Source organism: Pseudomonas sp. TH37, from assembly GCF_016650735.1.
Lineage (GTDB): Bacteria > Pseudomonadota > Gammaproteobacteria > Pseudomonadales > Pseudomonadaceae > Aquipseudomonas > Aquipseudomonas farris.
Genome location: NZ_JAEKFD010000008.1, coordinates 77,234 through 102,797 on the forward strand (window position 1 = coordinate 77,234; position 25,564 = coordinate 102,797).

Below are 25,564 nucleotides of genomic sequence, written 5' to 3' on the forward strand. Positions count from 1 at the left end.
TTACACAAGGGTGGTTTTGCTGACAGAGCTTCCAGGATCGGCCAGGATCTCTTTGATCGCCTCGAGCGCCCGCTCCTCCAAGCCTGGTTGGCCTGTGGCCGCGCTGTACAATTTTTCGACCTCTCGCGCATCACCCAGCAAGTCAATGAGATTTTTCTGCACCTGACTGGCTCCCGCTCCACCTATCCCGGCCTTGCCCAGCGACGCCAGTTCAATCAACGCTTCCTTGAAATGCCCCATGGCTTTTGCCCGGTCACCCTCGGAGTAGGCCGCGACCCCCTGCACCAAATTCTGGGTCAGCAACGCGGCACTCAATGCAATACCCACAGGCGCAAAGACGATGCTGATCACGCTGACTGCCGTCACGACAGCGTCGTACACCAGGCCGCCAATGATTTCGCCGAGGCTTTGGGTGGCCTCATCGACATCAGAAATGATCTTGTACACCACGTCGTTGTAGCAGTCGTTCAGATCGGTGACGCGACTGTTGCGCACCAGCGCTGGCGCTTCTGTGAAGTTGGCCAACTGCTCAAGATCTGTCAGATAGGTACCAACCTGCGGCTGGTACTTCGCGAACACTCGATCATACAGATAGTCACCAATGCCCCGGGTTTTCACGGCGGGTACAAAATCCTTGAAGGGACGCAGTTCGCAGCCATCCGGTGCATTCGGGGTATACAGGTATTCTTCGACTTTCCCGGCCACAAGCAGCCTGAACACGAATACCCCCACCACCAGACGATCCCGGAGAAAGAGCTTGAACAAGGCACTGTGGCGCACATCGCCAGGCGCTTCACCGACGGGACTGGTCGGCTGCATCGAACCGAACGCCACGATAACCTTCTCGAGTTCGATGACATGCTGTGGTGGTATGCGCCCTGTGAAAGCCGCTTGCATGAGTGACACGGTCATCTGACGACGCATTGCGCCTATGCAAATCCCTCGCTTTAACAGTCCTTCGGGATTGGAGCGGTTGAGATAAACCGAACGCAACATGTCGATGTACTTCTCACCGGGGCGCAATGTTTTCGACCAACTGGAAATATCGCGGATATCAAGCGTTCTGATATCCGGATGGTCGGTCGCCCACGTGAAGCGTGGGTAAAGAGGCTGACCGATGCCGCTGGCTTCAAAATGCACTTCACGAACGATCAGTTCAGTCAGTGTCATCTGTTGTTCCTGACTGATTTGCACATAAATCCGGTCAGGGTTGACCGCTAAACTTTCACCTCGTTGCAGTAATACTTGTTCGACTCGTTGCTTGATCAGGTCGAAGCAAAACCGCTCGTAGGAAATGAACCCGCCCTGGCGCACCTCAAGGGTTTTCAGAGCCTTGAGTTCGCAATTGAGTCGCGTAAAGCGCTGACGCTGTTCATCGGAGGCAATGCGATAACCATAGGGTGTCAGACTTTCTTCTTGCGCAACCAGCCATGCCCGATGATTGAAAACAATACTCTTCAGCACTTCCTCTCCTTGATAGAAAGAAGGTGCCAGCCTGGCGCCGCGCCAATTGTTGGGTCGTGGCGGGATTGTTTTCAGGTAACCACCAATCTCTTCCCGTTCCAGCGCGTGAGTCTGCCATACCAGATAATCCCGACCTTGTTCCGTCGCCGTCCAGGCGCTGAGAGATAGATCCAGCACCCTGAAGGTTGCAAAGCGGTGCCAGTCCTGACCACCGGGCGCTCCCGGCGCGTACAAAAACCAATCGTCCGAATAGCCATCAAGAGGGCCGACGACGACCACATCACAAAGTGGACGGGTGTCTTCACGCAACTGCAAAGGCGCCAGCGACAGGCTCGTGTCTCCGGCTACAGCACGTCGAATAAGTTGCAGGTTATCGTCGTTGAGATGTCCCTGGAGCTTCGCGGCAAATGCACTCAGTAAAAGCCGGTCACGAGTGACATTGTTCATGGCCGCCAGCACACCTGCTCGCAGGTAGACACTCCGGATTTCAGCCCCAAAAGCTGCGCGTACGTCAGTGGTAAGTACTTCTTCCAGCCATTGCTGGTTTAGGCTCGATGGCAAAAATCCATCGCTCTTGAAAGTGATCTGGCCACGCTGACCATTCTCATGCAGCCCATGCAGCAGCAAGTCGGTCAGAGATCGCTTGTCCTCCTGAATGTAGGTTCGACCGTTCTGCTGGAACACATAACGGCAGTGGGTCGTGATGTTGTCGGGGTTAAGGGTTGCGCCAAACTCCATTAGCAGCGCCTGACTCATCAGGCTCTGGGCATAAACTTGTAGACTGGTGAAACGCCCGAGTTGTTTTTCCAGATCGTTACGACTATCGATCAACTGTTGTTCCAGTTCTCCGTAATGTAATTGATCGGCGGCACTCGCATACTCAAACCATTGCGGACGGCTGTCGCTTACTGCGGAGTAAATTGTATTCATGATATTAATTTCTGTCCTTTGTATAGTTTAAAAAAACCAACTTTACCGCTGGCTCCTTTAAAACTATTCCAGAACAAACAAACAACAAACTGCCTATCCAATACCAAATATTCGCATTCAATACCACATGTAAAACAACACCATCTCAAAACACAAAATTCAAAAAAACCAATACAGCCTAAAAAGCCCTGAAATCATCCGCACAACCCAAGTAACTTTGCCTTTGCCACGGCTTGCGTCCTGCGCTCCACTCCTAACTTTCCGTGAATACGCCGGGCATGGGTTTTAACAGTATGCAAAGAAATGAACAGGGCATCTGCAATCTGTTGATTGGAATGACCGAGTGCTATTAACTCCAGTACTTGCCGTTCACGCTGGCTCAATGCACCTGTTTCACCTGAACGCAGGATAAGTTCGTCTGGCAAAACAGAAGACCGGGCTTCAAACAATGCACCCTGACGCTGTCTCAACTCTCTCAACACCTGTTGTCCCTGGTATCGCTCCACACTGCAAACGCCCTCTTGCAACATACCGATGGATTGTTCCGTACGGCCGGCGAGCCACAATGCTTCGGCTACCGCCAGTTGCAACTCAGTGGCGAGCGCCCACATACCGCGCGCCTGTGCGTGTGTCATCAAAAACTCAAGCTGTGCCGTGGCATCAGACATCTGCGGCGCTAACCGGACTCGGGCGAGGATCAGCAGGTATTCGATCCGTGGAATCAACTCCAGAGTGGCCGGCGGCGCCTGTCGTGCCCGGGGCCCGCGATAGTGTTTGAGTACCCGGCTCAACGCCTCGCGCGCCAGTTCGGGACGTCCCTGTTGCAACCAGAAATGACTACTGACCTGCAACAGCACTCCTCGGTAGACCGTGTCCGGAATCTGCCGCTGCTGCATCAAGCGCTCGGCATCGCGCAAGCGAACAAAGGCCTGGGCGTAATCGCCCTGATTGGCCGCCAATTGCGCCTGACCGAGAAAACCGTAGAGCACACGTTTGTCGTGGCTGCGCAGACAATCGTCGAGACCGTGCTGAAAGAACTCGGTGGCCCGTTCCTCCTGCCCCATGCATAACGCCAGTCGTCCACGTCGCAGGGCGATGCGCCCGAGCAGAGGCGTGGGCCGATCCCCTTGCTGGCAGAGCAGTTCGTGCACGTTGAGCAACAGGCTCTCGGCGCGAGCCGGAGCTCCCCGCTGCTCCAGCAATTGCGCATGATCGAGTTCCATCAAGCCCTCGAACACCAGCGAACCTTGCGCCCGCGCCAGGCACAGCGCCTCGCGGTTGTGGGCTTGCGCCACATCGAGCTCGCCCCTTAGCAATGCCTGTTGCGTCAGACCGGACAAACACATCAGGCGCGCCGTCCAGCATTCGGGATCGAGCGCGCTCAACGCGTCAAGGAAGTGCGCGCGCGAAGCCTCCATTCGTCCCTGTAAATGCAGCAACCAACCCTGCAAGGCCTGCCAGCGTGCAATCAATCGACGCTGAAGCACCGCCGAGGGTTGAGGCGTGAAGTACGCCAAATGAGCAATGCAGGCAGTCGCCTGTTCGAAACGTCCGGCGAATAACAGCGTAGCTGTAATCAATCCGACCAATTGCGGGCTGCCTAGCGTCAGTTCCTCGCCTTGCTGCTCATGCAAACGCAACAACAGCACCACCGTCTGCTCCTCGAACAAATGCTCGAAACTGAAGTGCTGCAGCAGGCTGACCGCCACTTCGTATTCCTCGGCGAGCAATGCCTGTTCAAAGGCTGACTTCCAGTCCTGTTCGGTACAGAACCACTGGCAGGCACGCCGATGCCAGGAGCGTCCTGCCGGCCATTGCTCATCGCGCAACAACTGGGTGAACGGGGTGAAAATCTGTAGCCAGTCGGTAGAGTCCCGCCAGGGTTCGATGAAACAGCCCAGCGCTTGCAAGGTCCGCAAGTATTGAGCACCCTCCCCGGCCCCGAACAGGTGATCGCACAGCCGTGCATTGAAGCGGGGTAAATGGGCCAGCACCCTCCAGGCTTCGCTTAACTCAGGCGTCAGCGAGCTGAACAACTCATGCTCCAGATAATCGAGCAAGGTGTCCGCCCGTCCCAGGGGTTTGTCCTGACGCGACCAGTCGCACTTCTGCAGCAACGCAATCCGCACACCGGCACACCAGCCGCCGGTGCGCTGGATGATCCGACTGGCCACCTTGCTGGCCTGCTCCGGTACCCAGGGCTGCAATATCTGCTCGACTTCGCCCGAGGTAAAAGCCAGCGAAGCGCTCTCGCACTCGTACAACTCATCGTCGAGCAGCAACCTTGGCCAGTTGCAGGGTGGCCGGCGGCGGGCACCCAGCCACCAGGTCAGCATCGGGCTGCTGATCGCCAGCATGCGATCCAGTAACAGATCCAGCTCCGGGTTTGGCAGACGGCAATAATCATCGAGAAACAGCCAGGTCGGCGTCTGCAATCGTGCCAGACAGCCCAGCAACCCGGTTTCATCCGATGAGGCCAGCCCCAGTGTCTCTGCCAAACGATGACGAAAATCCGCCGCGCTCGACGCCACGCCAGACATTGGCAACCAATGCACCCGGCACTGGGTTGGCGCCTGCAACAGGCATTCGGCGAGCAGCGCGCTCTTGCCACTGCCGGCGGGTGCGCAGAGCAATTTCACCCGTGCCGTTGAGGCCAGTAACGGCTCACTCAAACGGGCCCGCGACAGGTGATGAGAAGACAGGCGGGGCAGGAATCCAGAACGGTCAAGACACGGAGTCATGGCGGTCATTGCGGCGTGCCTTTTTATAATTGTCCGGCCACCCTAGCCCTCTATAACCCGCTTGTTGAGAAGTATTCAGGACGCTGATTGGCGCCCATAAAAAAGGCGACCCGCAGGTCGCCTCTGGTGATGCCAATGTATCAAAACCCTTACCGAACACCCTCGGCGCGCAGAGCCGACGGGGTGTAGTCCGCAGACTTGGCGTTGAAGCCGAATTCGAAGCTGTGCTTCTCTTCGTTCTTCATTCCCAGGGCAATGTATCGGCCGGCAATGATGTCGTAGAGCGCCTCCAAGGTGTAGGCCGGAGTCTGGTGATCGTAGTAATACTGGGCGTGACCTTCGGCCACTCGCCACAGTTGGCCGCGACCGTCGTAGTGATCCGCCAGCGCCACTTGCCAGCTGTCTTCGTCGAGGTACATGTGGCGCTTGGCGTAGATGTGCCGCTCGCTCGGCTTGACCGTGCCGACCACTTCCCAGACCCGGTGCAATTCGTAACGGGTCAGGTCCTGGTTGATATGCCCGGCCTTTACCACGTCATCGTACTTGAGGCTCGGCGAGTCGAGTTTGTAGCTGTTGTAGGGAATGTACATTTCCTTCTTGCCGATCAGTTTCCAGTCGTAGCGATCCGGCGCGCCGGAGAACATGTCGAAGTTATCCGACGTGCGCAGACCATCGGCGGCGGTGCCCGGCCCGTCGTAGGCCACTTGAGGTGCGCGTCGCACTCGACGTTGACCGGCGTTGTAGATCCACGCCAGACGCGGCTCTTTCACCTGATCGAGGGTTTCATGCACCAACAATACGTTGCCCGCCAAGCGCGCCGGCGCGGTCACCGATTGTTTGAAGAAGGTCAGTACGTTGGCGCCTTTTTCCGGATCCAGATCCTTCATCAATTGCGGTACGGCGATCTCTTCCTCGAAGCGGATTGGCGTGTAGCTGCCGTTGGTCTGAGGGGTCACCTGGGTGATGATGCGTCGCAGGTTGCCGCCGTGATAACGGGTGATGTGGTTCCACAGCACCTCGACGCCGTTCTTCGGAATCGGGAACGCGTAGTAGCGATTGCCGGTGAAATTGGCCAGGCCGTTGCCGTCGTTGATGCTGTTCACATTCAGCGCGCTGCGCTTGGCCGACTCGTAGATTTCCGGCGGCAGACCCACGGTGCGATGGGTCGGATAGACCGGGATCTTGTAAGTTTCCGGGTAGCGCTTGAACATCGCCACCTGGCCATCCGAAAGCTTGTCCTTGTACTTATCAACAGTCGCGGCGGTGACGGTAAACAACGGTTTTTCACTGCCGAACGGGTCAGCCAGGAAGCCTTTGCTGTCGACCGCGCCAGCGTTTTTCGGGATGCCACCGGTCCAGGCCGGGATCGAGCCGTCGGCGTTGCCGGCTTTCTCGGCGCCCAGTGGCGTGAGTGTGGTGCCGAGCTTGTTGGCTTCTTCCGGCGAGACCGCCGCCATCACGTTGGCGGCCAACAGGCTCAGGGCCAGGGCGCCGCATTGCAGAATCATCTTGCGCATTAACATCATCCTTCTCAGCCAGATCAGAAGTTCACACCGAAGCTCAGCGCCAGGAAGTCACGGTCTTCCAGAACGTTGTAGTCACCGCCGAAGAAGTCGGTGTAACTGAGGCTCGCGGTATAGGTATTGCGGTAATCGGCATCGACACCGACGCTGACCGCCTTGGCGCCTTCGTTGAACAGCCCGTTGGGACCGTAGCCGGCGACGTCATGGGACCAGGACAGGTTGGGTTTGAGGTTGATCCCGCCGATCACGTTGGCGTAATCGAGAATCGCCCGGGCGCGGTAGCCCCAAGAGGTAGAAGTGACGAAGCCGTCGGTATCGCCACCGAAACCGTACTGGCCGTAAACCGAATCCCGGCCATAACGCAGCTTGCTCCGCGACTCCAGACCGCCGACTCGTACCACCGCTGCTTCACCGACCAGGGTCAGGCGTTGGGCGCCCAGCACTTGGTCGAAGAAGTGCGTCAGAGTGCTTTGGACCTGAGTCACTTCCTTGCGGCGATAACCGGTGTTGTCGGCACCTGGCCGGGTCGCGACAGGCGATGCGGCGCCGCCGGCGATCGGGTTAAGCAACGCCAGGGTCAGGTCGTTGGTGTTGACCTGCACCGGAGCGTTGGGCCGGTAGCTGATTTCGCCGGTCCAGGCAGTGCCGGTGGGCAAAGTGGTGGAGAAGCTCGCACCGTACAGACGAATGTCTTCCGGGTATTCGAGGTAATACTGACCGCGCCCGAGCATCACGCTTTGGGCCAGGCCCGAGCCGCTGCCCGGAGCCAGACGGTTGGCGGCGCTGATCATGCCCGGCAGCCTGGCCAGTGTCGACAGCCCGGCGGTGGTGGTGCCGACGGTCGGTGTGCGACTGTGGTAGTTCATGAAGTAGAGGCCGTATTCGGTGTCGTCACCGAGCCAGCGCAAGGCTGTGCCCCACTGCCCCGAATCCCGGGCATCGCGGTCGCCGCCACGGGGCACGATCACGCCCTCACGGGTGACCTGGATAGGTTGGCCAAAGGCTGCCGCCAACGGCGCCAGCGGCGCAATCGCCGGGCTGCCGACGGTGTAGCCGTTGTTGCAGCCGTCCGCCGCCACGTCGACGCCAAAGAAGGTGCCGCAGTTGTCGAGAACGGTCTGATCCCACTCCAGTTGGTAGAAGCCTTCCACCGTGAGTTGATCGGTCAGGCCCTGGGAGGCGAACAGCATGTTCACCGGAATCAGGCCTTCCTTGATCTCGGCGCCAGGACGACGGAACGCGGAAACGTCGACCGGGTTGATGCTGTTGATCGAGTTGCCGATGAAGGTGCTTTCACCCCAGCTGACCACCTGCTTGCCGGCGCGCACGGTGCCCGGCAGATCGGCAATGGAATAGTTGTGATAGACGAACGCATCAAGGATCTGCGCGCCCGAAGACTTGGCGCCCTCTTTGCGACCGTTGTCACTGATCTGCTTGAACTCGCGGTCTTCATCCTTCAGCTCGAAGTCGTACCAGTACTTGCCACGAACGAACACGCCCGTGTCGCCGTACTTCAACTCGAGGTCGTGGATACCTTTGAAGATCTTGGAGAAGGTCTCGCCTTTCTTGAAGTTCAGGCGTCCGTCATCACCGGTCGAAGACTGGCCAGTGCCGCCGTTGACGGTGCCCACCAGTGACTTGTCGGCATCGCGCATGCCCCAGCTCGCGCCAACCGACAACGAGGAATCGAACTGCCCCTCGATTTCGCCGATGTTGAATGAAACAGCCTGCGCCTGGGCACAGCAGCCCAAGGCCACCGCAGCGGCCAGCGCTTGCGGTTTGAAGATGGCGCGCATTGTTGTTTTTGTCATGCGTCTTCCCCGGTGAGTGACAGAAGGCCTCACCCTACTGCCGCACGCCGGGAGCGATAAGCGCACCAAGGAGGTATTCGCGCTGTACCTCCAAAGGATGAATGCCCGCATGGGACGGGGGTTTGCGCGGGGTATGGATGGGCTGGATGGAGGGTTATCAGCGTAACGCATGAGACGCGGGTTGAATCGGGCATATGGCAGCTGCCGAAGGCTGCTACAGGGTTCAGCCAAAGACTGTTGCTCAGACTGCAACAGTGCATGTCTGGAATCGCTATTTTTCCTTTGCGCTCAAGCCCTTATTCTTGCCGGGCTTTCACGGCAAACGGCCTGAAAGCACGAAGCGACGGGGATTGATAGACCACCCCGTTGGCGACAGAATCCAGATGATTTGAAGCATATTTTTTCGACTCATCGCCCCGTGTTCACTGACGTTGATTTGTTGCTCCTTGATCCAACGTCTTACTTTGGCCGCTGCGTTTGCAGCGGCCTTTTTTATGTGGGTTTATTTCCGAGATAAAACTTCTTGTTTCCTACATCACTGTCGGAAACGCTCACCTGCCCGGCTTTTACGTTGGAATTTATAGTCTTTCTCGGCGCCCTGGATGGCGCTGATACACAGGACCATGAACGGCCGTCATCATTGGATGCCGGTATGGCTATTCCAGTATTGGAATCGAAAGGAATTCGATATGCCGCAAGAAAAAAACATCCTTGTTAATAGAGGTAGACCTCGTACGCCTTCGTCGTCCTCTGGTTTCGGATTTAGCGCCGGGGGCGTATCAAATCCCGACCACTCCGATCGTGGATATGACTTAATGGATTCCGCCACTGATTGGCTGATTGATAACAATGCTTATACCGAAGAACTCTTCAACGAAAACATCAAGAACATCATTCATATAACCGATGCCGAACTTGCAAAAACAAGAGCGGCTGTTGCTGCTGTGGTCCCCCCTGGAACCGATGCTCTTGATATTGAGTTACGGACGCTTGAGCTGCAACTGTTCAAAGCAAGGACAGATCATCAAGAACAGATAGGAATAGCCAATCTTTATTATGGCCATGACCCACTGACCCACAAAGGTGAGAATCCTGCCTACAAGGGTTTCGATGTGCCCCCGGGTCGTCGCGGAGGGCAAAGGGGTTATTACAGAGCAGTAGAAAAATGGAATATCTCTTACGCCGCAGCTCACGAAGCGAAGTTCCTGGCTGAACAGATCAAGCTGTTGGATGCTCGCTTAGCCACACAAAACAAAGCCATTGCCGATGCCAACGCAAAAGCGGCGGCAGCGGCTCAGGCAAGAGCCCAGGCTGAAGCCAAACGTGTGGCCGAGGAACAGTCGCGCAAGGCGGCCGAAGCCAAACGCGTTGCCGCGGAGGAGGCACGCAAAGCCAAAAAGGCAAAAGAACGAGAGGAGATTGCTGCAAAAGAGCGTGCAGAAGCGGATGCCCAGCTTAAAGAACTGTATGCATTTATCGCGGCCATGGACGCAGTCAGAGCCAATCGACCATTTCCCGTATCGGGATCGGCTGTGGCAGCTGGCCCGGTGTTCACCTTGGCAATGGGTCGTCTCGCCACCCATCCAGCCACTACCCAGGCACTCAGGGGTGCGCTACAAAGCGCAGTAGCCGCCGTGATTGCGGCGGGTACCGCGTCGGCAGGCGCGGTGATGGTCGGGTTCGCCGCACTGCTGTTTCCCTCGCCATTAGGTAACAGCGATCGGTACGAAATGAGCATCCCGCCGATTTCGGATCTGACGCCCGACAACCTCCATCACTGGAGCCTCACGCTCTCGACATTCGAGCCTGACGATCTCCACGCCTTAAGTATCCCGCTCTCGGATCTCATGGCCGACGATCCCCGAGACTTGTACGCCATTGCCGAAGCCAATGGAGACATCGAACTACCGGTCGCGATGGGTTCGAGGACGGTGGGCAACACCACTGAATTCTATGTTGCGGCCACCCACGGAACGACAGTGCCTTCCAAAGTGCCGGTGCGACTCGCCACTCTCGACCCGACACTGAACGTCTACAGGTCCTACAACCCGGATGCCCCGTCCATCGGCATGACCTGGACGCCGATAGTCAAGCCGAACAACGCATCAACCTCCCTCCCGGCGAGCGAGCAGAACGTCGTCGTTTATGACGGCACTACCGTGACCGCTCTTGAAGGAAGGATCGATACGTTCCCGGAGCTGGATCTTTACAGTTTTGGTGGCTTCATCACGGTGTTTCCGGCTGATTCGGGTATGCCGCCTGTTTACACGATGTTCAGGGATCGGCGGAATGAGCCGGGTGTAGCCAGTGGTTATGGAGAAACGGTATCGGGGATTTGGCTAGAAACCGCCTCGAAAGGCAATGGTGCGGTAATCTCTAATCGGATTGCGGATAAACTCCGAGGACAGCATTTTTCGAATTTCAGATCTTTTAGAGAGGAGTTCTGGCGAGTGGCAATTGACGACCCCGAATGGGCTCCCCAGTTCAACACCAACAATTTTAACGAAATGAAAAACGGAAGAGCTCCTTTCACGCGTAAAAACGACCGGTTGGGAGGCAAAGTAAAATTTGAACTCCACCATGTGAACCATATTTCTGAAGGGGGTGATGTATACGACATTGACAACATTCGGGTTATTACTCCTAAACGACACTCAGAACTTCACAAAGGAGAAAACAAAAATGAGCAAAACTAATATTTCAGACTATACCGAATCAGAATTTCTCGAATTTCTGAATATTATCTGCTGGTCTGAGTACCCTAATGAACAAGATCAAATAAACGCCGTACTCTTATTTGAGGCGCTGACAGAACATCCAGACGGATCCGACTTGATTTACTACGCAGATTCAGACGAAGAATCCACCCCCGAAGCAATCATTGAAAAAGTAAAATCCTGGCGAGCCGCCAACGGCAAACCAGGCTTCAAACCCGAGTGACCAAAAAGGGTTGATAACGCGTCAAGTCACACCGAAAGCCTCGCGTAAGGCAGCTACTCTTGCAGCTGCCTTTTTTATGGGCGATGTTTTTTGCTGCCGTGTTTAGTCGACAAAAGTCGTGAAAGTTACGTCCTAACGTTTTGTACGAAACATCCTTTATTTAGCCAGCAATATTCTGACTGAAATCTACTCCTGCAATTATTCACACAATAAAGCAGGCATACGCTTACTCACCTGCCAGACACGTCTCTTCGCAAGCTGGTGTACGTTAATTACCCGGAAAAAACTAAATATTCTTTGCAGCGAGCACAACGAATGACGGACAGAGACAAAGCTGGATCGGAGGAAATGCATGCCATTCAAAAAAGTGGTTCGGGTGCCGACAGCATCATGGTTCAGCGTCTGAAGGACATTCTGGAGGGCAAACTTGAGATGACCGATACTGACCGGCGGTTCTATGCACATACTCTTCGTGTGGTGGAAAGACTTAGAGCCATGGGCATTTCTGATGATTTCATACCGAAGAAAAATGCTTCCCTCTGGAACAATGTTCATACTGCAGCGCTTGAGGATTTCAAACTCGGCAACGACGAAACACTTCGTTATACGGACGAAGCCATTGAGGCCGCCAAACGGCAGGAGATTCTGGCTTTTGAAGGAGGTTGTGGATCGAAAACATCATTAGCTAAACTTGAACAAGCTGTCCGAAACGAATCTGTAAGAGATCTGCTATCCGTGTTGGCTATCGGTTTGGCATTCCCCTCGATTGACATGCTGTTTGGGCGTTATCGGTTCGAAGTGATCGCCCGTGGTGAGCTGTGTAAGACTTACGAGGAGCTATTTGAGGAAGGCATATTGGCTGAGGGCGATTTCGCTATTGCTATCAAAGGCCCACACTGGGTAGCGCCAAAATTCGTGGCTGAAAAACGATACGAGCGATAGCCACACAGGCCCCCCAATCACCTTCCGCCGATTGGGTGGCCTCAAGCCTTATAACGAAAACCTCTGCAAGTTCTCCATCATTTCCTTCAACGCTTCAATATTGTCCTTCGGATGCGCTGCCCCCTCAAAATCACAAATCTGCTCCCAATGCGCCGCCACATCCTCCGGCGAAAACCCCACCCGCGGGTCAAACCCGGCGCCCAGGCTGCGCTCCCAGCGCACCTTGCCCATCCAGCCGCCACCCACTTCGAATAACCCCGAAGTTTCCTGGCAATGTTCGCTGGCCAGGTACACCACCAGCGGGCTGACCAGTTCCGGTTTGAGTTGTTCGAACACTTGTGGCGGGATCAGGCCTTCGGTCATGCGGGTGCCGCCGGTCGGGGCGATGGCGTTGACCAGGATGTTGTTCTTGCGGCCTTCGATGGCCAGTGTGCGGGTCAGGCCATAGAGGCCGAGTTTGGCCATGCCGTAGTTGGACTGACCGAAGTTGCCGTAGATGCCCGAAGTCGATGCGGTGAAGATTACACGGCCATAGTTTTGCTCTCGCATGTGTGGCCAGGCGGCGCGGGTGACCTTGTAGGCGCCTTCGACGTGGACGCGGTAAACCAGGTCCCAGTCGCTGTCGTCCATTTTGTGAAAGGTCTTGTCTCGCAGGATGCCGGCGTTGTTCACCACGACATCGACACGACCGAATGTATCGAGGGCGTGTTGCACGATTTTGTCACCGTCGGTGACGGAATCGTGGTTGGCCTCGGCGGTGCCGCCCGCTTCGCGAATTTGTGCGACCACACGATCGGCAGCCGATGCATTGGCGCCTTCGCCTTGAGCCGAACCGCCGAGATCATTGACCAGCACTTTGGCGCCCTTTTTTGCGAACAGCAGCGCGTGCGCCCGCCCCAAACCACCGCCCGCACCGGTGACGATCACCACTTTATCTTCGAAGCGCACAGACTCATTCATGGGGAACTCCAGCAGGCCAGGGGACAATGAGTGCGAGTGTCAGCCACAGGGCTGCCGGTCACAATGAACACGGGGGCGGCTGAATGGTGCGCAATAAGGCAGCGGGATAGTCAGGAACACGCCAACTTGAGCGGCGGTAAAACCAGACGGTCGCGAAACTCCAGATAGTGCTTGAGCACCTGCGCCGGCGCTTCGATCTGCGGGTAATGGCCGATCTCAGGCAGCAGGACGGTGTCCGGGTTGGGAATCAGTTGCCGATAGCGCGCCACCATGTGCCCGCCGGAAACCGGATCGACTTCGCCATCGATGACCCGCAACGGCACCTCGCCACGCTGCATGGCGCTGACCCAACGCTCACGCTGGACACGGCGCTGCGGGATATAACTGATCAATTTGTGCATGATCCGTTGCCCGTGATTGCTGTCGACCAGACTCCAGAAATCATCCAGTTCACTTTCCGTGGGCCGAGTCTGCGGACCGAAGACCTGCTGGAAACTCTTCACCAACGCGTCACGGGTAAAGGCTCGCCCGATCATCCAGCCCAAGGGGCTGAGCAGGAGTTTTTGCATCAACACCGGGTGATGGGTTTCGGGAAACAGCCCGCCATTGAGAAACACGCAACTGGCGATATCAGCGCGCGTTTCATAGTGCCGGGCCAGCAGTTCCTGGGCCACGCTGTCGCCATAATCGTGTGCCAACACGTGAACGGGTTGTTCAATGTTCAGATGCGCCAGTAAGGCCTGTTGCAGATCGGCCTGTTCCAGCAGGCTGTAGTCGTGGTTCACCGGTTTGGCCGAATCGCCAAAGCCGAGCATGTCGCAGGCAATCACCCGATAGCGCTGCGCCAGCGGCTGCCACAGGTAATGCCAGTCCCAGCTGGCGGTCGGAAAGCCATGGATCAGCAACAGCGGTTCGCCCTGCCCCGCAGCCCAATAGCGGAGAGTCTGCCCGCGAAATACGAACGTCTGGCCGCGTTTGCGCCAGACACACAGTGGAATCTCGGCGAGGGCCATTTAGAGTTTATAACCCGGGTCTTGTTTATCGAGTTTGCGTAGCAGCGCCGGCCAGGCCAGCGCGCCGCCCATCCCTTGAGCACTTTTGGTGACACCGGCGATCATCGCCTTGGCGCCCGCCAGAATCTGCGGTTCGATGGCGATCAGCTCCGCACCACCGTTCTGCGCCAGCACTTGAATCTCGCAGGCGCGCTGAAAGGTAAACATCATCAGGAACGTGTCGGCGATGGTGCCGCCACAGGTCAGCAGACCGTGGTTGTGCAGCATCAGGAAATTGTTTTCGCCAAGATCGGCTTGCAGCCGCGCCTTCTCTTCATGGTTCAGCGCAACACCTTCGTAGGCGTGATAAGCCAGGCTGGAAAGGACGAACAAGGACTGCTGACTGATCGGCAAGATGCCCTGCTTTTGTGCCGATACCGCCACCCCCGCCGCGGTGTGGGTGTGCAGTACACACGCGACATCATGACGGACTTCATGCACGGCGCTGTGGATGGTGTATCCCGCCGGGTTGATCTCGTAAGGGCTGTCCATCAACTTGTTGCCGGCCTGATCGACCTTGACCAGGCTCGACGCGGTCATTTCATGGAACATCAACCCAAACGGGTTGATCAGGAAGTCTTCAGTGCCCGGCACCTTGGCGGAAATATGCGTGAAAATCAGATCGTCCCAGCCGTGCAAGGCGACCAGACGATAACAGGCGGCCAGATCGATGCGGGTCTGCCATTCGGCGGCACTGACTTTGTCTTTGATGCTGTGTGGCGATTGGACGGGGGCTACGCTCACGGCAAGGATTCTCTTTTTTATTTTTCTGGATTTTTATTGTTTTTTGCTGCGTTACAGCAGTCTAGTCAGCCCCCGGACTTCGTGTAGTTGCATTGGCAGCCAGCTTGATGGCCGAGCGAGTCAGTGCGCGGGTGAGTCTGGATCCATGTCAAAGCATCGCCGCCAATGAAAGGCGCGAGCGGCAGGTCAGCCCCGCAAAATGCTGACCAGTTCCGCCAGCCACGGCTCGGCGTCGGTTTCCGGCGTCACGGTTTCGCTTGCGTCCAGGCGCAGCATCTCCAGCACTTCGCGCACGCCCAGTTCGCCAAACAATTCACGCATTTGCTCACCGCCGCCGCAGAACGTATCGCCATAACTGGAGTCGCCCAAACCGATCACCGCACCCGGCAAACCACGCCAAGCCGCCGGCAATTGGTCGCGGATGGCGAAATACAACGGCTGCAGATTGTCCGGCAACTCGCCCATGCCGGTAGTCGAGGTCACCGCCAGAAATGCTTCGGGGCCAAACGCCTGAACATCGGCGAGTGTCGCGCGGGGGTTGTGCCAGGTTTCAAAACCGGCGGCGTTCAAAATGCTTGCTGCGTGGCGGGCGACTTCTTCAGCCGTGCCGTACACCGAGCCGGAAAGGATGGCGACTTTCATCAATCTGATCCTGAATCTAAATAAAAGTAGGAGATATTAACAGCACCTCCCTCATTGATCTTTTAGAATGCAGCGTATCAATCAATACGCAAAGGACTCTGCGATGATCAACGCCTCTCTGCTGCAAATGGTGATCGACGCTTCCAACGACGGCATCGTGATAGCCGAAAAGGAAGGCGAGCAGGACAACATCCTGATTTACGTAAACCCGGCATTCGAACGCCTGACGGGTTATACCAGCGAAGAAATCCTCTACCAGGATTGCCGTTTTTTGCAGGCAGGAGACCGGGATCAGCCAGCCCTCGCTTTGATTCGCCAAGCGTTGGGCAGTGGCGGCTCCTGCCGGGAAATCCTCAGGAATTACCGCAAGGACGGCACCCCGTTCTGGAACGAGCTGTCGCTTTCCACGGTAAAAAACCCGCACGACGGACAGACCTATTTTGTCGGGGTGCAGAAAGACGTCACGGCTCAGGTCAAGGCGCAGCAGCGAGTCGCGCAGCTGGAAGCGCAATTGGCCGAGGCACAGGCAGAAATTCTCGCCCTCAAAACGACGAACGGCTCAAACCAATCAGCGAATTAGTGGTCATTTACTACAATCACCGATGACTTTGTAATTATTCCTTTCGAGCAAATCATGCAGCGCGACGCACTCCTGACGCAGGATGAGCTGGATTTTATCCAGAACATGCAACACAACCCGCAACTCAATGTGCGAGATGCGACGTCGAGCCTGCTCGTCAACGGCGGTTCGCAGATTCGTGATTTGCTCACCCGCCTGGCCGCTCATGAACAAGTCACTATCCAGGCCAATTTCGAAAATCAGCAAATGACCTTCCCGCTGCACTTGGTGGAAGATGAATTTCACGCAATGCATCTACGCCTCGGCGTCCCCAGCATCTATGAAGACGGACCGATGATTCGGCCATGGCGTCTGGTGCTCGAAGAGCCCGTGGCGCTGGAAAATGCCAAGGGGCAACCCGGCACGATGTGGGTGCACGAAATATCGTTCAAAGGGGTTCTGCTGGAGGTTCGCAACAAGACCAAGGCGCCAAAGCATTTCGCGTTGTGGTTCAGCCCGTCAGGTTATGAGCGGATTGCGTTGCGCGGCACCTTCGAGCGTGAAACCGAGCAGGGTTTCTACGCTTACGAGTTGAGCCAGAGCGACACGGACGAAACCGAACGTCTGCGTCAATACATCCTTCAGCAACATCGTCTGACCCATCCCGCACTGCATATCTGAATCTCAGGTATCCAGGTTTCCCGCCAGGAACTGTTTCAGACGCTGGCGTATCAACACCCCCTCGTTTCCCAGACAACCGATCGATGATCCGGCCAGGCTCTCCTGTGCCAGGTCCGATGCATCCCCGGCCAGCAACACCTGACAATCCAGGCTCATGGCCAAGCGTTTCAAACGTCGAGGCAATTCGCCGGCCGGCGCGTGACTGGAAACCAGCACCAGTGCCTTGGGTTTGATTTTCTCACAGATCAGGATCAACTCGTCGAAGGGCTGACCGATCGCCAACAACTGAATAGCCGAATCGACACTGCTCAGATACAGCGCAGTGAGCAGCACATCGAGTTCACGACATTGATCGGCCAAGGCACAGACAATCACTCGTCGCGGTTGCATGACACGCACCAGCAGCAGCCGTTGCAACACTCGAGCTCGCAGAAAACCATCCAGGAAAAGCCACTCGCTGATCTGACCGAACGCTTCATGGCGTTGGAGCAATAGCTTCCAGACCGGAATCAGAATCTCCTGAAACACCACGGTCAGTGGGTAACTGGAAAAAATCTGACCGTAGACTTGCTCCAGTTGAACTTCGTCAAAAGCACTCACCGCTGCCTTGACCTGCTGCTGCCATTGGCCGTAGTCGGCTTGAACGAGTTCGTTGGGAATGACCTGCGCCAGCACCTTGAGCGGTTCGGTCTTGGCCAGTATCTTGCCGACCTTGCTGACCGCGACACCGCGTTCTATCCAGCCGAGGATGCTGCGAACACGTTCGATATCGGTCATCGAATACAAACGGTGCCCGCTTTCGGTGCGCGTGGGCTGTATCAGCCCGTACCGCCGCTCCCATGCGCGTAGCGTGACCGGGTTGACCCCTGTCAGGCGCGCGACCTCGCGAATCGGAAAAAGCTCTTCTCGAATCAGGGAGGTGATAGAGGGCAAGCCAGGTGCAACGTCGGTCAGCACAGGCATCTTGAAATCTACGTCCATGTATAAATTTGGATCCATTCTAACTCTCCTGTCCCAGTAGTGATCAACACGTAGCTGGTCTAATTGGCACAGACGTCCAAGGCATAATCAGGAATAATCCTTGCTTGTCTTGAGATGCAGCCCACTACCCCGGCGTTGTGTCCAGCGAAGCTCCTATCCGGAGCGACGCGTTTGTAATACGGAGATACAAAATGTCTACCTCACCCGTCACGCTGATGGTTGCGCGCCGCGTCGCCAATGGGCGTTATCAGGACCTCATGGCCTGGTTGCGCGAAGGCGAACAACTGGCCACCGACTTCCCCGGTTACCTCGGCTCTGGTGTGCTCGCTCCGCCGCCCGACGATGACGAATTCCAGATTATCTTTCGCTTCGCCGACGAGCAGACCATGCACGCCTGGGAGCATTCCGCATCGCGCACTGCCTGGCTGGGACGCGGCAGTGATCTGTTTGCCAACCCTTCGGAACATCGGGTCAGTGGCATCGATGGCTGGTTCGGTGCGGTCGGTCAACGCCCGCCACGCTGGAAACAGGCGGTGGCTATCTGGCTGGCGTTCTTTCCGGTTTCCCTGTTGTTCAACTTTGTATTGGGGCCGCTGCTGGCTGAAACGGGTTTGCTGACCCGCGTGTTTGTCAGCACCCTGTGCCTGACGCCATTGATGGTGTATTTCTTCATTCCGCTGTCGACTCGTCTGCTGGCCGGGTGGCTGCAAACCCCATCGGCACGTCCGGTGCCCGCCGAACCCACCCCCCAAAATCAATAACCCCTTTGTAGGAGCGAGGCTTGCCCGCGAATAACGATGACACGGTTTGACAGATAGACCGAGTCGTCTCCTTCGCGGGCAAGCCTTGCTCCGACAAAAGCAAGGCCATCGCAGGACGTAGGTGAACAACTCCCGTCGCTGGTATAGTTTTGCTCTTACCGCGACGCGAGCCGTTCATGACCTCTACCGCAGCCCCAATCCTCATCACCGGTGCCGGCCAGCGTGTCGGCCTGCACTGTGCGCAGCGTTTGCTCGACGACGGCCATCCGGTCATTTTCAGCTACCGCAGCGAACGGCCTGGTGTGCAAACCCTTCGCGATCTGGGGGCGACTGCGGTGTTTGCGGACTTTTCCAGCGAGGCCGGTATCCTTGCATTCATCGGCGAACTGAAAAACCACACCGACAGTTTGCGGGCGATTGTCCATAACGCTTCTGAATGGCTGGCCGAACCCTCGGGTACCGAAGCCGCAGCCTTCACACGAATGTTCAGCGTGCACATGCTGGCGCCTTACCTGATCAACCTGCACTGCGCCGACCTGCTACGGCGTTCAAGTCCTGCAGACATCGTGCACATCAGCGATGATGTGACCCGCAGGGGCAGCAGCAAGCACATCGGCTACTGCGCCAGCAAAGCCGGGCTCGACAGCCTGACCCTGTCCTTTGCCGCGAAATACGCGCCCGGCATCAAGGTCAACGGTATCGCCCCAGCCCTGCTACTGTTCAATCCCGACGACGACGCGGCGTACCGCGCCAGGGTTCTGGCCAAATCGGCACTGGGCATCGAGCCCGGCAGCGAAGTGATCTACCAGAGCCTGCGCTATTTGCTCGACAACCCTTATGTCACCGGCACGACCCTGACCGTCAACGGCGGACGGCACGTCAAATAAGCCGCTCCCGCGAGGATGTCCCATGACGTTATTCCTGCCTCAGAACACCCTGTCCCAGAGCTATCGCGAGATTCTGATCGGCCTCGGTGAAAACCCCGACCGCGAAGGACTGCAAGACACCCCGGTTCGCGCCGCCAAGGCGATGCAATACCTGTGTCATGGCTACGAACAAAGTGTCGAAGAAATCGTCAACGGCGCGCTGTTTGCCTCAGACAACGATGAAATGATCATCGTCGACAACATCGAGCTGTACTCGCTCTGTGAACATCACATGCTGCCCTTCATCGGCAAGGCCCATGTGGCTTATATTCCAACGGGCAAGGTGCTGGGCCTGTCGAAGATTGCGCGGCTTGTGGATATGTTCGCCCGCCGACTGCAAATCCAGGAAAACCTCACCCGGCAAATCGCCGACGCAGTGCAGCAAGTGACCGACGCCGCCGGTGTCGCGGTGGTCATCGAAGCCCAGCACATGTGCATGATGATGCGCGGCGTCGAAAAACAGAATTCGACCATGAACACCTCGGTGATGCTCGGCGCCTTCCGCGAGTCGAGTAATACCCGCCAGGAGTTCCTGCAATTGATTGGACGGAGCAAGTAGCAATGCCACAACTTCAACCAGGAATGGCACGCATCCGGGTCAAGGACCTGTGTTTGCGAACTTTCATCGGGATCAACGAGGACGAAATCCTCAACAAGCAGGATGTGCTGATCAACCTGACCATTCTGTACGCCGCCCAGGATGCAGTGCGTGACAACGATATCGATCACGCGTTGAATTACCGCACCATCACCAAGGCAATCATCGCCCACGTGGAGGGCAATCGCTTTGCCCTGCTCGAGCGCCTGACCCAGGAATTGCTGGACCTGATCATGGTCAACGAGTCGGTGCTGTACGCCGAAGTCGAAGTCGACAAGCCCCATGCCTTACGCTTCGCCGAGTCGGTATCGATTACCCTGGCCGCGAGCCGCTGACCGCGTCTGGCGCATCGGTCGCCAGGCTTTTATCATCCGCGCCACGATTTGATTGCACAGAGCCCATCATGAACGATCAACAACGCCTGGAACTTGAAGCCGCCGCCTTTCGCCGGCTGGTTGCCCACCTGGACAGCCGCAAGGACGTGCAGAACATCGACCTGATGAACCTCTCGGGTTTCTGCCGCAACTGCCTGTCCAAGTGGTACAAGGCCGCCGCCGACGAACGCCAGATCGACGTCAGCCTCGATGAAGCCCGCGAAGTGGTTTACGGCATGCCGTACGCCGAGTGGAAAGCCCAATACCAGAAAGAAGCCAGCGCCGACCAGCAAGCGGCGTTCGCCAAAGGAAAACCCAATGAGTGATCTGAACACCCTGCGCGCCAGCCTCAAGAGCGGCGAACACGCTTTCGCCGATACCTTGGCGTTCATCGCCGCCGGTTACGACTATCAGCCCCAGGCGTTCAATAACGGCGGTGTGGAAAACGCCGCCGGGCAGAACGAAGGTTCGTGCAAGACCCTGGGTCTGGCATTGCTGGAAGGTCTGAGCGATGAAGAAGCGCTGTTGGCATTTGGTGAGCATTACCGCTCGGTGGTGGCCACGCCTGAAGGCAGCGACCACGGCAATATCCGCGCGCTGATCGCCCATGGTTTGGCCGGTGTGAAGTTCACTCAGCAGCCGCTGACTCGCCGCTGATTGGCGAAGATCAAAATCAAAAGATCGCAGGCTTCGCCAGCTCCTACAGAAGCCTGCGCGTCTTTGATATTTCAATCCCGAAACCACATCCCGACTTTTAATATTGACCCGGCAACTTTATTTCGTTTGCCGGGCACCGCTGCTCGCGGCTTAGATAAAAAGAAGAAACCCTTCTTCTGAGTCCGGTATCCATGAGCAGCGAAAACATCAGTTGGTCAATCAACATCGTTCACCCCGTCACGCTCAGCCACGGTAAAAACGCCGAGGTCTGGGACTCCGACGGCAAACGCTACATCGATTTTGTCGGTGGTATCGGCGTGCTGAACCTCGGCCATTGCCATCCGCGCATCGTCCAGGCCATTTGCGAACAAGCCACCCGGCTGACCCACTACGCGTTCAACGCCGCACCGCATGTGCCTTACCTCGAACTGATGGATCGCCTGACGGCGTTTATTCCGGTGGATTACCCGGTCAGCGGCATGCTCACCAACAGCGGCGCGGAAGCGGCGGAAAACGCCCTGAAGATCGTCCGTGGCGTCACCGGTCGCACGGCAGTCATCGCCTTCGACGGCGCCTTCCACGGTCGTACACTCGCCACCCTGAACCTCAACGGCAAAGTCGCTCCCTACAAACAGAAAGTCTGTGTGTTGCCCGGTCCGGTGTTCCACCTGCCCTTCCCCAGCAAAGACAATGACGTGACCTGCGCCGAGGCCCTGAAGGCGATGGAGCGGCTGTTCAGCGTCGAGATCGACGTTGATGACGTGGCCTGTTTTATCGTCGAACCGGTGCAGGGCGAGGCGGGCTTCCTGGCGATGGACGTGGAATTTGCCCAGGCGCTGCGACGCTTCTGTGATGACAAAGGCATCCTGCTGATCGCTGATGAAATCCAGTCCGGCTTCGGCCGCACCGGCCAGCGGTTTGCGTTCTCGCGATTGGGCATTGAGCCGGACCTGATCCTGCTGGGCAAAAGCATTGCTGGCGGCGTACCGCTGGGTGCGGTGGTCGGGCGTAAGTCGCTACTCGATAATTTGCCCAAGGGCGGATTGGGTGGCACCTATTCGGGCAATCCCATCGCCTGCGCCGCCGCGTTGGCGACCCTGGACGAAATGAGTGATGCACACCTGCACGCCTGGGGCTCGCAACAGGAAGAGGCGATTGTCAGCCGCTACGAATCCTGGCGAGCCCGCGAACTGTCACCGTATCTGGGCCGCTTGACCGGCGTCGGTGCCATGCGCGGCATCGAGCTGATCAATGCCGATGGCACACCGGCCTCGGCGCAACTGACACAGCTGCTGGCACTGGCGCGCGACTCGGGCTTGCTGCTGATGCCCAGCGGCAAGTCGCGCCACATCATTCGTCTACTGGCGCCATTGACCACTGAGGCCGCCGTGCTGGAGGAAGGGCTGGATATCCTTGAGGCATGCCTGGCAAAGCTTTCCTGAACAGCAAACTGCGATCCGGGACTGACGTAGCGAATTATGTTCGCTTGTAGTCCCCGATTTTGCGCCGCAATACTGACCAGATACCCCTTTTATCAAGCGAGATCACTACCACCTACAAGCCTGAGGCAGTCATGTATCACGACAATATAATTTATAAGAAAAAGTCCAATGATCCTCAATTCCTGCTTGGCGTAGCCGTGGTGCTGTTCCTCGGTTCCTACCTGATGAACCTGGGTAACAGCGCCCTCAGTCATTTCCTGCATCCGCTGTTGGGTAATGCCCCGGACGGCCTGACCGCTCGTAACATTGCCATTGGCTTGGCGATTGCCGCACTGGGTACGCTGAACTTCCACGTCCTCGGGCGCTTGAAGTTCAAGGTGCAGACCACCGTGGTCTGGATCGAACTGCTGATCCTGTTCCTGGCATTCTTCGACACCTTCGACCTTTCCTACAGCTTCATCCTCGACAAGATCGGTTTCCTGATCATCCAGGGTGCCGCCACCACGCTGTACATCTCCGCCATCGCGATTGTGATTGCCTTCGTGCTGGCGTTGATCGGTGCCGTGGCCAAGCTGTCGAACAACGGCCTGGCCAATGCCATCGCCTCGTTCTACACCTCGTTCTTCCGCGGTGTTCCGCTGCTGATCCAGATCTACCTGATTTACCTTGGACTGCCGCAGCTGGGCTATGTGGTCGATGCGGTGCCGGCCGGCATCCTGGCGTTGTCGCTGTGCTACGGCGCCTACATGACGGAGATTTTCCGTGCGGGCATCCAGAGTATTCCGGTAGGCCAGTGGGAAGCTTCACGGGCGCTGGGCATCAACCCGTTCAAGACCCTGAGCCGGGTGATCATGCCGCAAGCCTTGCGGGTGATTATCCCGCCCACCGGCAACCAGTTCATCGCCATGCTCAAGGACAGTTCGTTGGTGTCGGTGATCGGCGTCTGGGAATTGATGTATCTGGCCAAGACCCAGGGTCGCGCGGATTTCCGCCACCTGGAAATGCTGATCACCGCCGCGATGATCTACTGGGCCCTGTCGTTCATCCTCGAACGGGTGCAGGCGCGAATCGAAAAACGGGTCAACCGATCCATTGCAAGGGGTTGATGCGTGATGACTCGAACCAATACCGCTGAGCAACTCGACCTGGCACCTGCGGTGAAGACCAGCCCCTCAATGATTTCCATCACCGGCCTGAACAAGTGGTATGGCAATTTTCACGCCTTGCGCGATGTCGATCTGAATGTCGCCACGGGTGAAATTCTGGTGGTATGCGGGCCGTCGGGCTCGGGCAAGTCGACGATGATTCGTTGCATCAACCATCTGGAGAACTTCCAGAAGGGCCACATTCAAGTCAACGGCATCACCCTCACCAGCGAGGCAGACAGTGTCAGCGCCGTGCGCCGGGAGATCGGCATGGTGTTCCAGAGTTTCAACCTGTTCCCGCACTTGAGCGTGATGGACAACCTGACCCTGGCCCCGCAACTGGTGCAAGGCGTATCGTCCGCCGAGGCGAAAAAGCGCGCTCAGGTTTATCTGGCGCGAGTGCGAATTGCCGAGCATGCGCACAAGTACCCGTCGCAATTGTCCGGCGGTCAGCAGCAGCGAGTGGCGATTGCGCGAGCGCTGTGCATGAACCCCAAAGTCATGCTGTTCGATGAGCCAACCTCGGCCCTGGACCCGGAAATGGTTCACGAAGTGCTGGACGTCATGGGCGAGTTGGCCACCGACGGCATGACCATGATTTGCGTGACCCACGAAATGGGTTTTGCCAGCAAGGTCGCCGATCGCGTGCTGTTCATGGACCAGGGCCAGGTCATCGAACAAGCCACCCCTGCCGAATTTTTCAACAACCCTCAGACCGAACGCGCGCAACAATTCCTGTCGCAAATCATCGGTCACTGAGAACTGCTTTTACCCCCGCATAACAATAACGAGAAGTGGAGATGAACATGCTCAGTAAAAAACACGTACTTACCCTCGCAGCCGCCATGTCGCTGTTGTTCGTCGGCGCCGCCAACGCCGGAGCCGTACTGGACAAAATCCAAAGCAGCAAAACCATGACCGTCGCCACTTCGGCAACCTGGCCACCCCAGGGTTTTATCAACGACAAGAATGAAATCGACGGGTTCGACATCGACGTTTCCAAGGAGATCGCCAAGCGTCTCGGCGTTGCGGTCAAGTTCATCACCCCCGACTGGGACGTGATCACCGCAGGCAAGTGGAACGGGCGCTGGGACATGTCCGTGGGCTCGATGACCGCCACCAAAAGCCGCGCACGGATCCTCGACTTTCCCGCGACTTATTACTACGTGCCCTACGTGTTTGCGGTGCACAACAAATCCACACTCACCGACCACAAAGCCCTCAATGGCAAGACGATCGGTGTCGAAGGCGGCACCACCTCCGAGGACTATCTGAACCAGGCGCTGGCCATCGAAGCGACGGACATGCCGCCCGTCGCCTACGACGTACAGACCACAAAGATGAAAACCTATGCCGGTTCCCTCGGGCCGCTGGATGACCTGCGCCTGGGCGATGGCGTTCGTCTCGACGGCATCCTCACTCAGCGCAGCACGCTGGAAGCTGCCATCAAGAAGAATTATCCGCTGCGGGCCGTCGACAACGGCGTGGTGTTCTACGAACCACTGGCCATTGCCACTGACAAGGGTGACGCGGAGTTGAAAGCCAAACTCGGTGAAATCATCGGCGCGATGCACAAGGACGGCACGCTGACCAAACTGTCGACCAAGTGGTACGGCGTGGACTACTCGACGGTTAAGTAACCGACCTTGATCACACCGCCCACCTGTGGGAGCGAGCCTGCTCGCGATGAG

Annotated in this window: 24 protein-coding genes; 15 read left to right on the top strand and 9 right to left on the bottom strand. The window is 57.1% G+C overall.

Annotation, left to right across the window (positions count from 1 at the left end; all coding sequences use genetic code 11):
- From JFU11_RS20005 to JFU11_RS20020, 4 genes are all read right to left on the bottom strand, one after another.
- Positions 1-2,394, bottom strand: coding sequence for a DUF6543 domain-containing protein (locus JFU11_RS20005; RefSeq protein ID WP_201061901.1), 2,394 nt, complete (start codon positions 2,392-2,394; stop codon positions 1-3).
- A gap of 194 nt (positions 2,395-2,588) precedes the next feature.
- Positions 2,589-5,144 (bottom strand): LuxR C-terminal-related transcriptional regulator, encoded by a 2,556-nt coding sequence (locus JFU11_RS20010; RefSeq protein WP_201087457.1) that lies wholly within the window; start codon positions 5,142-5,144, stop codon positions 2,589-2,591.
- A 140-nt stretch (positions 5,145-5,284) separates the two neighbouring features.
- Positions 5,285-6,652, bottom strand: coding sequence for a DUF1329 domain-containing protein (locus tag JFU11_RS20015; RefSeq protein WP_201061902.1), 1,368 nt, complete (start codon positions 6,650-6,652; stop codon positions 5,285-5,287).
- 23 nt (positions 6,653-6,675) lie between these two features.
- Complete coding sequence (locus JFU11_RS20020) at positions 6,676-8,469, bottom strand: DUF1302 domain-containing protein (protein ID WP_201061903.1); 1,794 nt, start codon at positions 8,467-8,469, stop codon at positions 6,676-6,678.
- An 815-nt stretch (positions 8,470-9,284) separates the two neighbouring features.
- On the opposite strand from JFU11_RS20020, the gene JFU11_RS20025 reads away from it, so the two are divergent.
- From JFU11_RS20025 to JFU11_RS28160, 3 genes are all read left to right on the top strand, one after another.
- A complete protein-coding gene (locus JFU11_RS20025; RefSeq protein WP_201061904.1) occupies positions 9,285-11,165 on the top strand; it encodes an S-type pyocin domain-containing protein in 1,881 nt (626 codons plus the stop codon).
- The gene (locus JFU11_RS20030) at positions 11,152-11,409 is read left to right on the top strand and encodes a bacteriocin immunity protein (protein WP_201061905.1); all 258 of its coding nucleotides are present in this window, start codon (positions 11,152-11,154) and stop codon (positions 11,407-11,409) included. Before JFU11_RS20025 ends, JFU11_RS20030 begins: the two co-directional genes overlap by 14 nt.
- Before the next feature lie 348 nt (positions 11,410-11,757).
- Entirely contained in the window at positions 11,758-12,351 is a 594-nt protein-coding gene (locus JFU11_RS28160) for a hypothetical protein (protein WP_201061906.1), read from the top strand.
- Between the two features lie 48 nt (positions 12,352-12,399).
- Here the strand turns inward: JFU11_RS28160 and JFU11_RS20040 are convergent, their stop codons facing one another.
- The 4 genes from JFU11_RS20040 to JFU11_RS20055 form a co-directional block, all read right to left on the bottom strand.
- A complete protein-coding gene (locus JFU11_RS20040; RefSeq protein ID WP_201061907.1) occupies positions 12,400-13,311 on the bottom strand; it encodes an SDR family oxidoreductase in 912 nt (303 codons plus the stop codon).
- Positions 13,312-13,421: 110 nt separating this feature from the next.
- Complete coding sequence (locus JFU11_RS20045) at positions 13,422-14,324, bottom strand: alpha/beta hydrolase (protein ID WP_201061908.1); 903 nt, start codon at positions 14,322-14,324, stop codon at positions 13,422-13,424.
- Complete coding sequence (locus tag JFU11_RS20050) at positions 14,325-15,107, bottom strand: class II aldolase/adducin family protein (protein WP_123719984.1); 783 nt, start codon at positions 15,105-15,107, stop codon at positions 14,325-14,327.
- A 186-nt stretch (positions 15,108-15,293) separates the two neighbouring features.
- Entirely contained in the window at positions 15,294-15,749 is a 456-nt protein-coding gene (locus tag JFU11_RS20055; protein ID WP_123719985.1) for a flavodoxin, read from the bottom strand.
- Between the two features lie 103 nt (positions 15,750-15,852).
- On the opposite strand from JFU11_RS20055, the gene JFU11_RS20060 reads away from it, so the two are divergent.
- Both JFU11_RS20060 and JFU11_RS20065 read left to right on the top strand, forming a co-directional pair.
- Positions 15,853-16,329, top strand: a complete 477-nt coding sequence (locus JFU11_RS20060) for a PAS domain-containing protein (protein ID WP_038979000.1) — start codon at positions 15,853-15,855, stop codon at positions 16,327-16,329.
- A 54-nt stretch (positions 16,330-16,383) separates the two neighbouring features.
- Positions 16,384-16,989 (top strand): hypothetical protein, encoded by a 606-nt coding sequence (locus JFU11_RS20065; RefSeq protein ID WP_123719986.1) that lies wholly within the window; start codon positions 16,384-16,386, stop codon positions 16,987-16,989.
- Between the two features lie 3 nt (positions 16,990-16,992).
- Here the strand turns inward: JFU11_RS20065 and JFU11_RS20070 are convergent, their stop codons facing one another.
- Positions 16,993-17,988, bottom strand: coding sequence for a MerR family transcriptional regulator (locus tag JFU11_RS20070; protein WP_201061909.1), 996 nt, complete (start codon positions 17,986-17,988; stop codon positions 16,993-16,995).
- 173 nt (positions 17,989-18,161) lie between these two features.
- Between JFU11_RS20070 and JFU11_RS20075 the strand changes: the two genes are divergently transcribed.
- The 10 genes from JFU11_RS20075 (at position 18,162) to JFU11_RS20120 (ending at position 25,513) form a co-directional block, all read left to right on the top strand.
- Positions 18,162-18,731: an antibiotic biosynthesis monooxygenase gene (locus JFU11_RS20075; protein ID WP_123719987.1), complete on the top strand. Its 570-nt coding sequence runs from the start codon at positions 18,162-18,164 to the stop codon at positions 18,729-18,731.
- Between the two features lie 176 nt (positions 18,732-18,907).
- A complete protein-coding gene (gene folM, locus JFU11_RS20080) occupies positions 18,908-19,618 on the top strand; it encodes a dihydromonapterin reductase (protein ID WP_123719988.1) in 711 nt (236 codons plus the stop codon).
- A 22-nt stretch (positions 19,619-19,640) separates the two neighbouring features.
- Complete coding sequence (gene folE / locus JFU11_RS20085; RefSeq protein WP_095055672.1) at positions 19,641-20,216, top strand: GTP cyclohydrolase I FolE; 576 nt, start codon at positions 19,641-19,643, stop codon at positions 20,214-20,216.
- 2 nt (positions 20,217-20,218) lie between these two features.
- A complete protein-coding gene (gene folX, locus JFU11_RS20090; protein WP_007901645.1) occupies positions 20,219-20,590 on the top strand; it encodes a dihydroneopterin triphosphate 2'-epimerase in 372 nt (123 codons plus the stop codon).
- A gap of 68 nt (positions 20,591-20,658) precedes the next feature.
- Positions 20,659-20,955: a DUF1244 domain-containing protein gene (locus tag JFU11_RS20095; protein WP_018927179.1), complete on the top strand. Its 297-nt coding sequence runs from the start codon at positions 20,659-20,661 to the stop codon at positions 20,953-20,955.
- A complete protein-coding gene (locus tag JFU11_RS20100; protein WP_027924562.1) occupies positions 20,948-21,286 on the top strand; it encodes a HopJ type III effector protein in 339 nt (112 codons plus the stop codon). The genes JFU11_RS20095 and JFU11_RS20100 overlap by 8 nt, the downstream gene beginning before the upstream one ends.
- 191 nt (positions 21,287-21,477) lie before the next feature.
- Positions 21,478-22,728 (top strand): aspartate aminotransferase family protein, encoded by a 1,251-nt coding sequence (locus tag JFU11_RS20105; RefSeq protein WP_201061910.1) that lies wholly within the window; start codon positions 21,478-21,480, stop codon positions 22,726-22,728.
- 131 nt (positions 22,729-22,859) lie between these two features.
- Complete coding sequence (locus JFU11_RS20110) at positions 22,860-23,834, top strand: amino acid ABC transporter permease (RefSeq protein ID WP_038978993.1); 975 nt, start codon at positions 22,860-22,862, stop codon at positions 23,832-23,834.
- Between the two features lie 6 nt (positions 23,835-23,840).
- Positions 23,841-24,632 carry an amino acid ABC transporter ATP-binding protein gene (locus JFU11_RS20115; RefSeq protein WP_274610048.1) on the top strand — a complete coding sequence of 264 codons (792 nt, stop codon included), beginning with the start codon at positions 23,841-23,843 and terminating at the stop codon, positions 24,630-24,632.
- 47 nt (positions 24,633-24,679) lie between these two features.
- Positions 24,680-25,513, top strand: a complete 834-nt coding sequence (locus tag JFU11_RS20120; RefSeq protein WP_201061911.1) for a transporter substrate-binding domain-containing protein — start codon at positions 24,680-24,682, stop codon at positions 25,511-25,513.
- Positions 25,514-25,564 lie beyond the last annotated feature (51 nt).

What these genes read in the sequence shown, in the direction of transcription:
- JFU11_RS28160 (WP_201061906.1), top strand. Translation starts at nt 11,758, where the DNA reads ATGCATGCCATTCAAAAAAGTGGTTCGGGTGCCGACAGCATCATGGTT.
- JFU11_RS20120 (WP_201061911.1), top strand. Translation starts at nt 24,680, where the DNA reads ATGCTCAGTAAAAAACACGTACTTACCCTCGCAGCCGCCATGTCGCTG.
- JFU11_RS20105 (WP_201061910.1), top strand. Translation starts at nt 21,478, where the DNA reads ATGAGCAGCGAAAACATCAGTTGGTCAATCAACATCGTTCACCCCGTC.
- JFU11_RS20040 (WP_201061907.1), bottom strand. Translation starts at nt 13,311, where the DNA reads ATGAATGAGTCTGTGCGCTTCGAAGATAAAGTGGTGATCGTCACCGGT.
- JFU11_RS20055 (WP_123719985.1), bottom strand. Translation starts at nt 15,749, where the DNA reads ATGAAAGTCGCCATCCTTTCCGGCTCGGTGTACGGCACGGCTGAAGAA.
- JFU11_RS20025 (WP_201061904.1), top strand. Translation starts at nt 9,285, where the DNA reads ATGGATTCCGCCACTGATTGGCTGATTGATAACAATGCTTATACCGAA.
- JFU11_RS20075 (WP_123719987.1), top strand. Translation starts at nt 18,162, where the DNA reads ATGTCTACCTCACCCGTCACGCTGATGGTTGCGCGCCGCGTCGCCAAT.
- folX (WP_007901645.1), top strand. Translation starts at nt 20,219, where the DNA reads ATGCCACAACTTCAACCAGGAATGGCACGCATCCGGGTCAAGGACCTG.
- folE (WP_095055672.1), top strand. Translation starts at nt 19,641, where the DNA reads ATGACGTTATTCCTGCCTCAGAACACCCTGTCCCAGAGCTATCGCGAG.
- JFU11_RS20065 (WP_123719986.1), top strand. Translation starts at nt 16,384, where the DNA reads ATGCAGCGCGACGCACTCCTGACGCAGGATGAGCTGGATTTTATCCAG.
- JFU11_RS20045 (WP_201061908.1), bottom strand. Translation starts at nt 14,324, where the DNA reads ATGGCCCTCGCCGAGATTCCACTGTGTGTCTGGCGCAAACGCGGCCAG.
- JFU11_RS20100 (WP_027924562.1), top strand. Translation starts at nt 20,948, where the DNA reads ATGAGTGATCTGAACACCCTGCGCGCCAGCCTCAAGAGCGGCGAACAC.
- JFU11_RS20095 (WP_018927179.1), top strand. Translation starts at nt 20,659, where the DNA reads ATGAACGATCAACAACGCCTGGAACTTGAAGCCGCCGCCTTTCGCCGG.
- JFU11_RS20070 (WP_201061909.1), bottom strand. Translation starts at nt 17,988, where the DNA reads ATGGATCCAAATTTATACATGGACGTAGATTTCAAGATGCCTGTGCTG.
- JFU11_RS20060 (WP_038979000.1), top strand. Translation starts at nt 15,853, where the DNA reads ATGATCAACGCCTCTCTGCTGCAAATGGTGATCGACGCTTCCAACGAC.
- JFU11_RS20030 (WP_201061905.1), top strand. Translation starts at nt 11,152, where the DNA reads ATGAGCAAAACTAATATTTCAGACTATACCGAATCAGAATTTCTCGAA.
- JFU11_RS20115 (WP_274610048.1), top strand. Translation starts at nt 23,841, where the DNA reads ATGACTCGAACCAATACCGCTGAGCAACTCGACCTGGCACCTGCGGTG.
- JFU11_RS20010 (WP_201087457.1), bottom strand. Translation starts at nt 5,144, where the DNA reads ATGACCGCCATGACTCCGTGTCTTGACCGTTCTGGATTCCTGCCCCGC.
- folM (WP_123719988.1), top strand. Translation starts at nt 18,908, where the DNA reads ATGACCTCTACCGCAGCCCCAATCCTCATCACCGGTGCCGGCCAGCGT.
- JFU11_RS20020 (WP_201061903.1), bottom strand. Translation starts at nt 8,469, where the DNA reads ATGACAAAAACAACAATGCGCGCCATCTTCAAACCGCAAGCGCTGGCC.
- JFU11_RS20110 (WP_038978993.1), top strand. Translation starts at nt 22,860, where the DNA reads ATGTATCACGACAATATAATTTATAAGAAAAAGTCCAATGATCCTCAA.
- JFU11_RS20015 (WP_201061902.1), bottom strand. Translation starts at nt 6,652, where the DNA reads ATGCGCAAGATGATTCTGCAATGCGGCGCCCTGGCCCTGAGCCTGTTG.
- JFU11_RS20005 (WP_201061901.1), bottom strand. Translation starts at nt 2,394, where the DNA reads ATGAATACAATTTACTCCGCAGTAAGCGACAGCCGTCCGCAATGGTTT.